The following is a 14,762-nucleotide window of genomic DNA, read 5'->3' on the forward strand; positions in this document are numbered from 1 at the left end:
TGCCAGGCCATGCCCGGCAGGGTTTTTTTTACGGCCTGCGCCGGGGTATCGGGTCAGCGCTGCGCTGGTAACAGCGCCCGCAAATGGTCGACAAAGGCGCGCACGCCCCGGGGCAGGTTGCGGCCCGTCAGCGTTTGCAGTTCGATCGAGCGCGCATGCATGCCGCGCTCGCGGATGGGCACGGTGTGCAGCAGGCCCTGGCGCACATACTCGCGCACGGTGACTTCGCCGCCCAGGGTGAGCCCGCCGCCATGCAGCACAAAGCGCACCAGCGCATCGAACTGCCCGCTCTCCAGCACGGGCTCAAACACCAGGCCACGCTGGCCGCTGGCAATGTCAAACAGCTGGCGCGCGGTATTGCCATCGTCCAGCAAGGCCAGCGGGTAGGGCTGCATTTGCGCCAGGCTCACGCTGGCAAAGCGGGCCAGTGGATGGCCGGGCGGCATGATCAGGATGACCGGTGAGTTCTGGCGGTGCTGCACGTCGATATCGCGCACGGCAGCACGGCTGTAGGTCAGACCGATGTCGGCCTCGCCGTTGCGGACGGCCTGCGTGACCTGGGCGGGCGAGGCGGACACCAGCTGGAACTGCATGCCCGGGTGCTGCTCCCGGAACGTGGCCATGGCCAACGGCAGAAACTCAAACGCAAAGCCGGCCGATGCGCAGACCCGCACCTGGCCTCGGCGCAGGCCTTGCAGCGCCTCGATATCGGCGACGACGCGCTCGGCCTCCAGCGCATGGCGCTTGGCATGGGTGGCCAGCAACTCACCGGCAGCGCTGGCCACCATGCCGCGCGGGCGGCGCTCGAACAGCGGCACCTGCAGCACTTCCTCCAGCGATGCGATCTGGCGGCTGACGGCGGACGCCGAGACATTCAGGCGCAGCGCGGCCTCGCTGACCGAGCCGCTGCGCACGACTTCCAGAAAATAGCGGATGGCGGTGTCCTGGAGGTGTTGCGAGGGGGTCATGGTCTGCTTTGCAAAAAACGCAACGATAACCGCAAAAAATTGTGATTGTCGAAATGGGCAGCATTGCCTATGCTGGATTTTTACGACATCCAAGAGACATACCTCCCATGCCATCCCAGCCTGTTCCTGCCGACCACAGCATCGTCGAGTTGAGCGCCGTGGCGCTGTCCGCCGCCATCCAGCGGCGCGCGCTGTCATGCACCGAGGTGCTGCAGGCCTTCTGGGGCCAGATCGACCGGCTCAACCCCCAGGTCAATGCGCTGGTCGCGCCGATGCCGCGCGAGCCGCTGCTGTCCCAGGCCGCGCAGCTCGATGCCGAACTGGCCCAGGGCAAGAGCCGGGGGCCACTGCACGGCTTTCCGCAGGCGCCCAAAGATATCTCTCCCGCCGCTGGCATGGTCACCACCAAGGGCTCGCCTATTTTCAAAGGCCAGGTCAGCACCAGCGATGCCGTGGTGTTTGAGCGCATGCGTGCCGGTGGTGCGCTCTTTGTGGCGCGCAGCAATTCGCCCGAGTTTGGCCTGGGCGGCCATACCTACAACCCGGTCTACGGCACCACGCGCAATGCCTTTGACCCGAGCCGCTCGGCTGGTGGCAGCAGCGGCGGCGCTGCGGTGGCCGTGGCGCTGCGCATGCTGCCGGTGGCCGATGGCTCGGACATGATGGGCTCGCTGCGCACGCCAGCTGCCTTCAACAATGTGTACGGCCTGCGCACCTCGGTGGGCTGCGTGCCGCATGGCCCGGGCGATGATGTGTTTTTCCAGCAGTTCAGCGTGGCCGGGCCGATGGCGCGCGATATTCCCGATCTGGCCTTGCTGCTGTCGGTGCAGGCAGGTTTTGATGCGCGCCTGCCCTTGACCCACCGCAGCGATGGCGCGCAGGACTGGGGCCAGGGACTGGAGCGCGACTTCCGGGGCCGCAAGATCGCCTGGCTGGGTGACCTGGGCGGGCACCTGCCCACCGAGCCGGGCCTGCTCGACACCTGCGGCGCGGCGCTGGGCGCTTTTGCCGACATCGGTTGCACAGTGGATGAGGTGCTGCCCGACTTTGACCTGGAGCAGCTCTGGCGCGCCTGGATCGATCTGCGCAGCTTCAGCGTGGCGGGCGCCAACGCGGCGCTGTACGACGACCCGCAAAAGCGCGCGCTGCTCAAGCCCGAGGCCTTGTGGGAAATGGAGCGGGGCCGCGCGCTGTCAGGCATGGACATCTATGCCGCAGCCAAGGTGCGCAGCAGCTGGTACGAAGTGCTGCGCCGCCTGTTCGAGCGCTATGACTTCGTCGTGCTGCCCGCTGCACAGGTGTTCCCGTTCGAGGCCGAACTGGACTGGCCCCATGCCGTGGGCGGCCGCAGCATGGACACCTACCACCGCTGGATGCAGACGGTGGTGGGTGCCACGATGGCCGGCTTGCCGGCCCTGTCCGTCCCCGCCGGATTTGGCCCCAACGGGCTGCCCGCTGGCCTGCAGATCATCGGGCCCACGCAGGCTGACCGGGCGCTGCTGCAAATCGGCCATGCCTATGACCAGGCCAGCGGCCATGCGCGCCGGCGCAGCCCTTTGCTGGGCTAGGCGAACCGCGCGCTCCGCCCCTGCTGGTCCACCGCATTTCCCCTGCGCAGACCGCCACAGAGCCAGCGCTGCTGCAGCGCTGGCCTGCGAGGGTCCTGCACCCGTTCGTCGACAAAAAAAGGTAGATCCCATGTCCATGCCGATATCCCGTCACCGCTTTTTGACCTGCCTGGCCGCAGGCGCTGCCAGCCTGGCCTTGCGCCCTGCGTGGGCCCAAGGCTACCCTGACCGTGCGATCAAGCTGGTGGTGCCCTTTGCGCCCGGCGGGGCCACGGACATTCTGGGCCGGCTGCTGGCCTCGCAGCTCAGCGAGAAGCTGGGCCAGTCGGTGTTTGTGGAGAACCGCCCGGGGGCAGGCACGGCCGTGGCGGGCGGGCAGGTCGCCAAATCGGCGCCCGATGGCTATACCTTGTTCTTGGGCGCCAGCTCCACACTGGCGATGAACCCGGTGGTGCGCAAGGCGCTGCCCTATGACCCGGTGCGCAGCTTCAGCATGCTGGGCCTGGTGGCAGACATGGGCCTGGTGCTGGTGGCGAACAATGCCGTCAAGGCCACATCGCTGCAGGACTTGGTGGCGCAATCGAAGGCGGCGCCGGACCGCTTTTCCTACGGCTCCTTTGGCCCGGCCTCATCGGTGCATTTTGGCGGCGAGATGCTCAAGAGCGCGACCGGCATCCGCATGCTGCATGTGCCTTTCAACGGCAGCACACCGAGCCTGACGGCGCTGATGGGTGGCCAGGTGCAACTGGCGGTGGACACCGTGGTGGCGACCACGCCGCTGATCAAGGCCGGCAAGATCAAGCCGATTGCCGCACTGGGCGCCCAGCGCCTGGCCTTGCTGCCCGACGTACCCACGGTTGCGGAAAGCGGCTTTCCCGGTTTTGACATGAGCACCTGGTTTGCCTTTTTGGCGCCTGCCGGTCTGCCCGAGCCGGTGCGTGCCAAGCTCGAGGCCGCCTTGGCCGATGTGATGGCCCAGCCCGCCACGCAGCAGAAGCTGGAGAGCATTGGCCTGACCCCTGCCTGGGGCAATGGCAGTGCGCTGAAGGCGCGCGTGGAGCGCGAACTGCCGCTGATGCGCGATGTGGCGCAGCGCGCCCAGATCGAGGTGGAATAAGTCTTGGCTGAGCGGTGCTGAAGTCGAAGAAAGCGCTTAGCGCAGTGCTTCCCACCACCGCTTGTTGCTGCGCGGCTGGCCCACGGTCAGCACCTCGCCGATCTCGGGCGTGGCCAGTTGGATGCCTTGCTGCTGTGCCAGTGCTGAGAGCCTGTCCATGGGTTCACGCCAGCCGTGCATGGCCAGCGCAAAAGTGCTGTTGTGCACGCTGTACAGCACCTGGCCGCGCACATCGGTAAAGGCCTGGATGGTTTCTTCCGGCGTCATGTGGACGGAGGGCCAGTAGGCGTCATAGGCGCCGTTTTCCATCAGCGCGAGGTCCATGGGGCCGAACTTCTCGCCAATCGCCTTGAAGCCGGGGAAGTAGCCGGTATCGCCACTGTAGTAAATGCGCTGGCCACCCGTTTGCAGCACCCAGGACGCCCAGAGCGTACTGTTGCGGTCGCTCAACGTGCGGCCTGAGAAATGCTGGCTGGGCGTGGCGGTCACTTCCACGCCGGCGTGCTGCTGTTGCTGCCACCAGTCCAGCTCGACAATGCGATCAGGCTCAACCCCCATACCGCGCAGGCGTGCGCCCACGGCCAGCGGCACAAAGTAGCGCTCCACCTTGCCCAGCAGGAACTTGATCGTCGGCTCGTCGAGGTGGTCGTAGTGGTCGTGCGACAGGATCAGGCCGGCAATGGGCGGCAGGTCTTGCAACGGCAGCGGTGTGGGGTGGAAACGCTTGGGGCCAATAAAGCTGAACGGCGATACCCGCTCGCCAAACACCGGGTCGATCAGCCAGTAGTTGCCCTGGAGCTTGAGCAGGTGCGACGAGTGGCCCAGCCGGATCACATGGTTGGCATCCGCTGGCAGCGCCTGCAGCTGCCCCGGGGTGACGGTGTGGACGGGAATGCTGTCCAGCGGTGTGGTGCCGCTCTTGTCGCCGAACAGAAAGCGTGACCAGATCTGGAAGCCGCCGGCATGGGGCTTGGCGGCCGGATTGGGCGGGTTTTGAAAGCGCTTTTCAGCGGAGGAATACTGGGGCGATGCCTGGTAGCGGCGTTGGCTGTCCTCGTCCGGGGTCGAGGCACAGGCCACCAGCGAGCAGGCCGTTGCCACGAGCCATCCGCTGCGCAGCCGTTGAAAGCCGCCGTTGCCACGGGTGGGGTTGTTGGAGGAGGAGGCGGGGCGGGGCTCTTGCATGGCTAATATCAATCGGGCAGGGTGGGGCGTTAAGCGACTGCCATGATACGGCGCCCACAAGAAAGCCGCATGGCTGCGGCTGTTGTAGGGATTTAGCGAAAAATCTATTGATAAATCTACAGATTTATTCCACTTCGGCGATGAGTTCAATCTCCACACAGGCACCCCGGGGCACCTGGGCCACGCCAAACGCGCTGCGGGCATGGGCTCCCTTGTCCGGCCCAAACACCTGGGCCAGCAGTTCGCTGGCGCCGTTGGTGACCAGATGTTGCTCGGTGAAGTCTTCTGTGCTGTTGACCAGGCTCATCAGCTTGACAATGCGCTTGACCTTGTTCAAGTCACCGCCCACCGCTGCCTGCAAGGTACCCATCAGGTCGATGGCGACCGCGCGTGCTGCCTGCTGGCCTTCGGCGGTGTCCATGGTCTTGCCGAGCTTGCCGGTCCAGGGTTGGCCGTTCTTGCTGGCCGTGTGACCGCTGATAAACACGAGCTGGCCTGTCTGCGCATAGGGTGCGTAAGCCGCAGCGGGCGTGCGCACCGGCGGCAGTTCAATGTTCAGGGCTTGGAGTTGGTCGTAGATGCACATGCCGGTCTGGTCCTTGCTGGGGTGGGGAAGAGAGGCATCTTAGAGCCAGCGCCGGCCCAGCACGCATGCAAAAACAATGCGGCGCCATACCCGCAGGGCATGGGCGCCGCATGGTGTGGTGTGCGGCTCAGGCCAGTTCGGCGATCAGCTCGATCTCGACGCAGGCACCCATCGGAATCTGGGCGACGCCAAAGGCGCTGCGGGCATGGGCGCCTTTTTCAGGGCCAAACACTTCAGCGATCAACTCGCTGGCGCCGTTGGTGACCAGGTGCTGCTCGGTGAAGTCACCGGTGCTGTTGACCAGGCTCATCAGCTTGACCACGCGTTTGACCCGGTTCAGATCGCCGCCGGCGGCATGCTGCAAGGTGCCCAGCAGATCGATGGCCACGGCGCGCGCTGCCAGCTTGCCTTCTTCGGTGTTGATGTTGCGGCCAAACTGCGCCACCCAGGGCTTGCCATCCTTGCGGGCAATGTGGCCACTCAAAAACACCATGTTGCCGGTCTGCACATAGGGCAGGTAGGCGGCAGCGGGCACCGCCAGCGGCGGCAGGCTGATGCCGAGGGCCTGGAGTTTGTCGTAAACGCTCATGGAATCCTTTCAACAATGGAGGCGGGGCAAAGCGCCAGTGTGGCACAAATGCCCTGCTTGAGCGTCGTTGCCCGTGTCGCCTGAGAGGGGCCACGACCCACTTTAGGGCAAGTCCGGATCGGGCTGATGGGCAGCGCTGCCTAGCATGTGGGGATGATGGAGACTTCTTCCGCCCAGCCGGCGGACCCGCGCAGGGGAGGGCCGGGCAGGCGCTGCTACTGGCGGCCGGCCGCCTGGCTGTGGGGCATCCTGGCCGGTACGGCGGTGCAACTGCAGCAGGCCAGCCTGGGGTTGGGCTGGCATTACGCCGTATCGGCACTGCTGGGGGCCGTGGCCAGTCTGCTGCTGAGCCGCTGGCGCAGGCCGCTGCCGTGGCCGGATCGCGCTCTATGCTGCCTGGCAGCCGCCGCGCTGGCGTTTGGCCTGGCGGGCATGCGTGCCGTCCACCAAGCACACACGCAGTTGCAACCGCTATTCGAGGGTGTGGACCTGCAGCTGGAGGGTGTCATCGTGGCGATGCCTTTGCCGGTCAGCGGCGGCCAGCGCTTTCGGCTCAAGACCGAGCAGGCCTGGTTGGAGGGTGCGGCGGTAGCCGTGCCGCCGCTGGTCGACCTGTCCTGGTACCGCGCCGACCACCGCGCCTTTGCGCGCGTGCCGATGGAGCAGCCTGCATCGGCAGAGGGCGCCTTGCCGCTGCTGCAGGCGGGGCAGCGCTGGCGGTTGCCGGTGCGTCTGCGCGCTCCCCATGGCAGCCTGAACCCGCATGGCTTTGACTACGAGATGTGGATGTGGGAGCAGGGCGTTCAGGCCACGGGCTATGTGCGGCACGGGCAGGCGCTGGAGCCGCAGCTGCTGGCAGCGCGGCAAGGCCATGCGGTGGAGCGCTTGCGGCAGGCGGTGCGCGATGGCATGGTGCAGCAGCTCGCACCCCCGGGCCAGCCGCAGGCGGCAGAGCGGGCACGCATTGCCGGTGTGCTGGTGGCGCTGGTGACAGGCGAGCAGCGCGCCATTGACCGCGAGGACTGGCGCGTATTCCGCATCACCGGGGTGGCCCATCTGATGGCGATCTCGGGCCTGCACATCACCTTGTTTGCCTGGGTATCGGCGGCGATGATCCGCATTGCCTGGCGGCGCAGCCCGGCGCTGTGCCTGCGGCTGCCGGCACCCCATGTCGCGCTGTGGGGTGGCGTGCTGTGCGCTGCGCTCTATGCGGTGTTCAGCGGCTGGGGCATCCCTGCGCAGCGCACGGTGCTGATGCTGGTCGTCGTGGCTGCGCTGGCATCGAGCGGCCGGCAGTGGCCCTGGTACATGCGCTGGTTGCTGGCCTGCGTCTGCGTGGTGCTGGCCCAGCCGATGGCCTTGTTGCAGGCGGGGTTCTGGCTCAGCTTTCTGGCGGTCGGTATCTTGTTTGCATCCGACCGGGGGCCTGGTGCCACCAACCCCGAAGCCTCTGGGCAAGGCATGGCCCAACGCGGCCTGCGCGGCACCTTGGCGGCCACGGCCCAGCTGCTGCGCGAGCAGTGGGTGGTGACCTTGGCGATCACGCCCTTGTCCCTGCTGCTGTTTGGCCAGGTGTCGGTGGTGGGTTTTGTGGCCAACCTGCTGGCCATTCCGTGGGTGACCTGGGTGGTCACGCCGCTGGCCTTGCTGGGGGCGGTGCTGCCGCCCTTGTGGACGGCAGCGGCCTGGGCGCTGCAGCCCTTGATGCTGGTCCTGCAGTGGCTGGCCAACTGGCCCCATGCGGCACTGTGGCTGGCGGCGGCACCTGGCTGGGCGGCGCTGGCTGCGGTGCTGGGCGGTGTGTGGCTGGTGCTGCCCTGGCCCTGGCGGCTGCGGCTGCTGGGCCTGCCTTGTCTGCTGCCAGCTCTGTTCTGGCAACCGCTGCGGCCGGTGCATGGCCAGTTTGAACTGTGGGCGCTGGATGTGGGCCAGGGGCAGGCGGTGGTGGTGCAGACGGCCAGGCATGGCCTGCTGTACGACGCTGGCCCGCTGTATGGCCCGGGCAGCAACGCCGGTGACCGGGTGGTGGTGCCGGCCATGCGGGCGATGGGTGTGCGCGGGCTGGACAGCGGCCGGCTCGATCTGCTGGTGCTGAGCCATGGGCATGTGGACCATACCGGCGGCGCCGAGGCGGTGGTCGAGCAGCTGCGCCCTGTGGCGGTGATGGGCTCGCTGCTGCCCCATGAGCGCCAGCGCCTGGGCATAGCCGCCGCGCCCTGGCAAGACTGTGCTGCGGGCCAGACATGGACCTGGGATGGCGTGCAGTTCAGCGTGCTGTTTCCAGGCGAGCAGGAGCTGGGTGCTGCCGACAGCCCCATCTCCAGGCTGAGTTCGGGCAATCCCATGAGCTGTGTGTTGCGTATCGAGGCCGCAGCGCTTGGCGGCCATGCGGCCGCGGCCTTGCTGCCAGGCGATATCGAACGCGCCCAGGAGGCGGCACTGGTACAGCGCCATGCCCATGCGCCAGATGCGTTGCGGGCCGACCTGATGCTGGCACCGCACCATGGCAGCAATACCTCGTCCACGCAGCCGCTGTTGGCAGCGGTGCGGCCGCGCTGGGTGGTGGCGCAGACGGGCTACCGCAACCGCTTCAGGCACCCGGCGGCCGCGGTGCGGCAGCGTTACCAGCAGATGCAGATAGTGCTGCGCAACACCGTGCATTGCGGTGCCGCATACTGGCGTTCGGACCAGCCGGAGACACTGGTATGCGAGCGGCAAAAACGGCCCCGCTATTGGCGCCACGAGGCTGCCGAGCTGGGCCCAACGCGTAGGACATTGGATATAAACAAAACAAATCAGCACCTAATTCTTGATGAAGGTTAGTACTTATCTTTGGGTGGCCTGAAACTTGCTAAGCTGCTGGTGCCAGAAAGGGATTCTGCGATGCAAAAGTTCGACGAGATGTACCAGGGCCTGCCTTATGCAGCAGGTGCCGAAAGAGCGCACTACCAAAGCTATGCCAAATGGCTGCAGCAGCAGCCTTTTGAGAAGATGCAGGCCTTGCGGGAGGAGGCCGAGCTGATATTCCGCCGCGTGGGGATCACCTTCGCGGTCTACGGAGAAAAGGACGAAGACGGCTCGGGCACCGAGCGCCTGATTCCGTTTGACCTGATCCCGCGCATCATCCCCTCGCACGAGTGGTCACAGATGCAAAAGGGCCTGGTGCAGCGCGTTGCCGCCCTCAACCGCTTCATCCACGATGTCTACCATGACCAGGAAATTCTGAAAGCCGGCATCATTCCGCGCGATCTGGTGCTGGAGAACAGCCAGTACCGGCCCGAGATGCGGGGCGTGCATGTGCCGCTCGACACCTATGCGCACATCGCAGGCATCGATATCGTGCGTGCGGCCGAGGCCGACGGCAGCGGCACCTACTATGTGCTCGAAGACAACCTGCGTGTGCCGTCCGGCGTGTCATACATGCTGGAAAACCGCCGCATGATGATGCGCCTCTTCCCCGGCCTGTTCAGCAGCCATGCAGTGGCCCCGGTGGCCCATTACCCGGATCTGCTGCTGGACACCTTGCGTGCCAGCGCCCCCAACCAAGCGGCCAACAACCCGACCGTGGTAGTGCTGACACCGGGCATGTACAACAGCGCCTATTTTGAGCATGCCTTCCTCGCCCAGCAGATGGGCGTGGAGCTGGTCGAAGGCCAGGACCTGCTGGTGCGCGATGACATCGTGTACATGCGCACCACGCAGGGCCTGCAGCGCGTGGATGTGATCTACCGCCGGGTCGATGACGACTTTCTCGATCCCCAGGTCTTCCGCCCCAATTCCACCCTGGGTTGTGCCGGCCTGATGCGCGCCTACCGCAAGGGCAATGTGGCCATCTGCAATGCGGTGGGCACTGGCGTGGCCGATGACAAATCGGTCTACCCCTATGTGCCGGCGATGATCCGCTTCTATCTCGGAGAAGAAGCGATCCTGAAGAACGTGCCGACCTGGATGTGCCGCAAGCCCGATGACCTGGCCTATGTGCTGGACCACCTCGACGAACTGGTGGTCAAGGAAGTGCATGGCGCTGGCGGCTACGGCATGCTGATCGGCCCCGCCTCCACCCGCGCCGAGATCGAGGCCTTCCGTGCCGTGCTCAAGGCCAAGCCCAATGGCTATATTGCCCAGCCGACCTTGAGCCTGTCGAGCAGCCCCACCTATGTCGAAAGCGGCATCGCGCCGCGCCATATCGATCTGCGGCCCTTTGTGCTCAGTGGCAAGGATGTGCAGATGGTGCCCGGCGGCCTCACGCGTGTGGCGCTCAAGGATGGCTCGCTGGTGGTCAACTCCTCGCAAGGCGGTGGCACCAAGGACACCTGGGTGCTGCGCGGCCCGGAGGACGATTACAGCGAATGGGATGGGATGCAGCAGTGAGCTCCCGGAGCTTCCTGATTGAAAACCCTCCATCTGCCTAGCGAAAGAATGTCACTATGTTGAGCCGAACCGCCGACCACCTCTACTGGATGTCCCGCTACACCGAGCGGGCCGAAAACACTGCCCGCATGCTCAATGTGAGCTACGAGACCTCGATGCTGCCGCAGACCGTCTCTGCGGCGACCAAGGCCTGGCAAAGCGTGCTGTCCATCAGCGAGCTGCTGCCTGCCTACTATGAGCGCCATGACGAGATCACCCTCGATGGGGTGCTGCACTTCATGGTGCGCGACGAGACCAACACCTCGTCGATCTACAGCTGCCTGCTGGCCGCGCGCGAGAACGCGCGTGCCGTGCGCGGCGCGCTCACTACCGAAGCCTGGGAGACCCTGAACGCGACCTGGCTCGATGTGAACCGCTTGTTCAAGGCCAAGAAGTTCGAGAATGACCCGGCCAAGTTTTTCGAATGGGTGAAGCTGCGCTCGCACCTGTCGCGCGGCGTCGTGTCGGGCACGATGCTGCAGGACGATGCGTTTCTGTTCCTGCGCCTGGGCACCTTCATCGAGCGGGCCGACAACACCGCCCGCCTGCTGGATGTGCGCTTCCATGCGGTCAAGAATGACTACCATGGCTCCTACCAGCCGGGCAAAGGCAGCCAGCCGTCGGACTTCTACCACTGGAGCGCGATCTTGCGCAGCGTCTCGGCCTTTGAGGTCTACCGCAAGGTCTACCGCAATGTGATCACGCCCGAGCGCGTGGCCGAGATGCTGATCCTGCGGCGCGACATGCCGCGCTCGCTGCATGCCAGCATGTACGAGGTGGTGCAGATTCTGGAGGCCGTTGCCAACGACCATTCGGCCGAAACCCAGCGCCAGGCCGGGCTGCTGCTGGCCGAGCTGCAATACGGCCGCATCGATGAGCTGCTGGCCACCGGCCTGCATGCCTTCCTGGTGCGCTTTCTGGAGCGGGTGCATGCGCTGGGTGGACGTATCGGGCAGGATTTTCTGGCGACCACGGAGCCGGTGGCTGCCTGATTTTTCGGCGGGCCCACAAGGCAAAAGGCTGCGGTGTCACCGCAGCCTTTTTTTCGCTCTCTGGCGGGCATTCTGCAGCCCGCGATCCGAGCTGACCGGTGGCGATCAGTAGCGGTAGGTCGCGGTCAGCAGAAAGTTGCGGCGCTCGCCGTAGAAGCAATCCCCGCGTGACAGGCACTGCGTGATCACGACCTTGTCGGTGAGGTTGTTGGCATGGAAGGCCAGACGCCAGTCACCGCTGTCGTAGGCCACCATGGCATCGGTCAGCAAGGACGAGGGCGTGTCGATGGCGCTGGTGCCCGACCACTGCGAGCCGGTGTAGCGCATGCCGGCGCCGACGCTCCAGCCGCCGCGCCCCTGGCTGGCAAAGCGGTGCATCAGCCAGCTCGATGCCATATGGCGAGAGACGGCGGCCACGCGCTGGCCCTGGTCGCCCGCATTGCTGCGGCTGATCTTGGCGTCGGTATACGCATAGGCGACGGTCCAGTCCCAGCTTTTGGCCAGGCTGGCGGTCATCTCGGCTTCAAAGCCCTGGGTTTTGACCTCGCCCAGCTGCAGGCTGTTGAGCGGGTTGGCCGGGTCATTGGTCTTGCGGTTTTGCTCACGCAGGCTGTAGACGGCCGCATAGCCGGAGATGCCCTTGCCTTCGGGGATCCATTTCACACCCGCCTCCACCTGCTTGCCACGCTGCGGCTTGTAGGGCGTGCCGTAAAAGTCCACGCCGCCCAGCGGCTGGAAGGACTCGGTATAGCTGATGTAAGGCGCCCAGCCGCCACCGGCCTGGTAGGTCAGGCCGACGCGCTTGGTCCAGGCCGAATCATCGGCAGCGGCTGCGGGCCGGCCTTCGGTCTCTGTCTTGGCATGGTCGCGGCGCAGGCCGGCCGTGGCCGTCCAGTCGCCCCAGCGCAGCTGGTCCTGCAGGTAAAAACCGAGCTGGCGCTGCGAGACATTGGGCGCCTGCACCAACTGCGATGCCGTGGGCGGCGTGAACGAGCCGTAGACGGGGTTGTAGACATCGAGCGGTGTGCCCAGCGCGCGCCAGCTCGCCTGGCTCGTGGTATTGCGCTGCCAGTCCATGCCGGCCAGCACCGTGTGCTGCACATCGCCAGTCTGCAGCTTGCCTTCCAGCTGGGTATCGACCAGCAGCATGCGGCCGCCGTTGATCTGCCAGACGGCATCGCGCTGCACGGTGCGGCCATCGGCATCGAACACCGGGCGGGCCGGGCGGCCGGTGGCGGCGTTGGCGGCAAAGCTGGTGTAGAGCGTGCGGTAGTCCACCTCGCTGGTGGTGCGGCGCAGGTTCTGGCGCAAGGTCCAGTGGTCGTTCAGCTGGTGGCTGAACAGGTAGCCGAAGGACTTGTTCTCGGAGTCGTACTTGTCAAAGTTCGGCTCGCTGATGAAGGTGTTGGTGGGAATCTGGCCGTAGGGGCCGGGCAGGCGCGTGCCCTGCCAGGGGAAGAACTGGGTGATCGAGCCGCTCTTGTCCTTGTGGTACATGGCCTGCAGGGTCAGCGACGTACCGGCAAAGGGCTTGAAAGTCAGCGAGGGCGCAATCACCAGGCGGTCGTCCTTGACATGGTCGACCTGGGTGTTGCTGTCCCGGCCCACGGCCACCAGGCGGTAGAGCCAGCGGCCGTCTTCGTCGATGGGGCCGGTGATGTCGCTGGCAATCTGCTTGCGGCTATGGCTGCCCAGCTGCAGCTGCACTTCGCGCTGGGGCTGGTCCAGCGGGCGCTTGCTGGTCAGGTTGAGCACTCCGCCCACGCTGCCCTGGCCATAGAGCACCGACGAGGGGCCACGCAGAAACTCAACCCGCTCCAAGGTATAGGGCTCGACCTTGATGTTGTTGTAGGTGCCATAGGTGCGCAGCAGGCCATCCTGGTACTGGCTGACATCGCCGCCCCGGGCCTTGAAGCTGTCGACCCGGTTGTCGAAATAGCTGGAGTTGATGCCCGCCGCGTAGCGCGTGGTTTCGCGCAGCGTTGTCACACCCTGGGCGTCGATCTGGTCGCGGGTCACGACGCTGATGGCCTGTGGTGTCTCGATCAGCGGGGTATCGGTCTTGGTGGCGGAGATGGCACGTTTGGCCACAAAGCCCTTGACCGGGCCGGTGGCTGTTTCGGCCTCTGTGGCGCCCTGCACGGTAATGGGCGCCAACGTGGTTTCCGCAGCGGCTGCCGGTGCGGGCTGGTCGGTTTGCGCCAGCGCGTTGCTGCCCCAGCAGGCCAGGGCGGCCCACAGGGCCGTGTGCAATGCGGTATGCAGCGCACGCGGCGCGGCAGCGGAGATCAGGGTGTCAGACATGGTGAGCGGGTGTTGAACGCGGAAAAACAGGGGCGCCGACGAGGACGGCGCGAGGGCTTGACCGGGTCCGGCCACTGCGATGCGGGTAGGCTGCGCGGTTGATGCAAGGGCATCCAACGCAAGCCGCTGCGGCCTGGTGGACCGCAAGGCGAAGGGAGGGGCAGGCACGCAGCATGGCAGTGAGGGGGTGACCCGGGGCGCTGGCTGGCACCGGTGAACAAACGATGCTGGCGTGCGAAGAAAGATGAAGGCGCAGTGTAATTGAAGTTGTGAATGATTATTGTTTAACCTTCTATCGAGGCAGGTTTGTGCGGCGGATACAACAAAAAAGGACCCGAAGGTCCTTTTTGAGAGCGAGTTGCTGGCGTCGTCGTTTATTCGACCTCGCCCATGATGGACTGCAGGTAATTCTGAATGCCGACCTTGTCCACCAGGTCCAGCTGGGTTTCCAGAAAATCGATGTGCTCTTCGGTGTCGTCCAGGATCTTTTGCAGCAGATCGCGCGAAACATAGTCGCGCACGCTTTCGCAGTGGGCGATGCCGTCCTTGATGGTCGCCTGTGCTGCTTGCTCCAGACGCAGGTCGCAGGCCAGCGCTTCGGGCACGTCTTCACCGATCTGCAGCTTGCCCAGATCCTGCAGGTTGGGCAATCCATCGAGCATGAAGATGCGGTCCATCAGCCAGTCCGCATGCTTCATCTCACCGATGGATTCCTCGTATTCCTTCTTGGCCAGCTTGTCCAGGCCCCAGTGCTTGTACATGCGGTAGTGCAGAAAGTACTGGTTGATGGCGGTGAGTTCGTTCTTCAGCTGCGCCTGCAGAAAACCGATGACCTTGGGATCGCCTTTCATGGTGGGCTCCTTCTCTTGTGTGAATGACGGGGATTGGGACTATTGTCCCTGCGAAAGGTCAAGCAACCAAACCGGGCAGCGCTTATCCCCCGCGCTTTTGCTCTGGCTGCGTGTAAGGCTGAGTCGTGTTCTCATTTGACGCCGCAGCGCCCTTGCTTGCATGATGCGGCTTGCTGCAGCGCAACTGCGCTG

At 65.3% G+C, this 14,762-nt stretch carries 11 protein-coding genes; 5 read left to right on the top strand and 6 right to left on the bottom strand.

From position 1 onward, the window contains the following. Window positions 1-53: 53 nt before the first annotated feature. The gene (locus ACHWUQ_RS09835) at window positions 54-968 is read right to left on the bottom strand and encodes a LysR family transcriptional regulator (RefSeq protein WP_312461832.1); all 915 of its coding nucleotides are present in this window, start codon (window positions 966-968) and stop codon (window positions 54-56) included. Window positions 969-1,075: 107 nt separating this feature from the next. On the opposite strand from ACHWUQ_RS09835, the gene ACHWUQ_RS09840 reads away from it, so the two are divergent. Beyond that, the gene (locus tag ACHWUQ_RS09840) at window positions 1,076-2,536 is read left to right on the top strand and encodes an amidase (RefSeq protein WP_394681013.1); all 1,461 of its coding nucleotides are present in this window, start codon (window positions 1,076-1,078) and stop codon (window positions 2,534-2,536) included. 136 nt (window positions 2,537-2,672) lie between these two features. Continuing rightward, on the top strand, window positions 2,673-3,653 hold the full coding sequence (locus ACHWUQ_RS09845) for a Bug family tripartite tricarboxylate transporter substrate binding protein (RefSeq protein ID WP_394681014.1): 981 nt from the start codon (window positions 2,673-2,675) through the stop codon (window positions 3,651-3,653). Between the two features lie 36 nt (window positions 3,654-3,689). Here ACHWUQ_RS09845 and ACHWUQ_RS09850 read toward each other — a convergent pair whose 3' ends face one another. From ACHWUQ_RS09850 to ACHWUQ_RS09860, 3 genes are all read right to left on the bottom strand, one after another. After that, entirely contained in the window at window positions 3,690-4,838 is a 1,149-nt protein-coding gene (locus ACHWUQ_RS09850; RefSeq protein ID WP_394681015.1) for an MBL fold metallo-hydrolase, read from the bottom strand. 124 nt (window positions 4,839-4,962) lie between these two features. Next, on the bottom strand, window positions 4,963-5,424 hold the full coding sequence (locus ACHWUQ_RS09855; RefSeq protein WP_312413533.1) for a RidA family protein: 462 nt from the start codon (window positions 5,422-5,424) through the stop codon (window positions 4,963-4,965). 127 nt (window positions 5,425-5,551) lie between these two features. Then, a complete protein-coding gene (locus tag ACHWUQ_RS09860; RefSeq protein WP_394681016.1) occupies window positions 5,552-6,013 on the bottom strand; it encodes a RidA family protein in 462 nt (153 codons plus the stop codon). Window positions 6,014-6,169: 156 nt separating this feature from the next. Between ACHWUQ_RS09860 and ACHWUQ_RS09865 the strand changes: the two genes are divergently transcribed. From ACHWUQ_RS09865 to ACHWUQ_RS09875, 3 genes are read left to right on the top strand one after another with little or no spacing between them, the layout of a single operon-like run. Then, a complete protein-coding gene (locus ACHWUQ_RS09865; protein ID WP_394681017.1) occupies window positions 6,170-8,836 on the top strand; it encodes a DNA internalization-related competence protein ComEC/Rec2 in 2,667 nt (888 codons plus the stop codon). Between the two features lie 60 nt (window positions 8,837-8,896). Continuing rightward, entirely contained in the window at window positions 8,897-10,384 is a 1,488-nt protein-coding gene (locus ACHWUQ_RS09870; protein WP_239809013.1) for a circularly permuted type 2 ATP-grasp protein, read from the top strand. A gap of 56 nt (window positions 10,385-10,440) precedes the next feature. Continuing rightward, the gene (locus ACHWUQ_RS09875) at window positions 10,441-11,415 is read left to right on the top strand and encodes an alpha-E domain-containing protein (RefSeq protein WP_239809012.1); all 975 of its coding nucleotides are present in this window, start codon (window positions 10,441-10,443) and stop codon (window positions 11,413-11,415) included. A gap of 105 nt (window positions 11,416-11,520) precedes the next feature. Here the strand turns inward: ACHWUQ_RS09875 and ACHWUQ_RS09880 are convergent, their stop codons facing one another. Further along, window positions 11,521-13,719, bottom strand: a complete 2,199-nt coding sequence (locus ACHWUQ_RS09880; protein WP_394681018.1) for a TonB-dependent siderophore receptor — start codon at window positions 13,717-13,719, stop codon at window positions 11,521-11,523. Between the two features lie 374 nt (window positions 13,720-14,093). Then, the gene (bfr, locus tag ACHWUQ_RS09885) at window positions 14,094-14,570 is read right to left on the bottom strand and encodes a bacterioferritin (RefSeq protein ID WP_312461824.1); all 477 of its coding nucleotides are present in this window, start codon (window positions 14,568-14,570) and stop codon (window positions 14,094-14,096) included. Between the last annotated feature and the right edge of the window lie 192 nt (window positions 14,571-14,762).

The organism is uncultured Comamonas sp. (assembly GCF_964277875.1).
Taxonomy (GTDB): Bacteria; Pseudomonadota; Gammaproteobacteria; order Burkholderiales; family Burkholderiaceae_C; genus Comamonas; species Comamonas sediminis.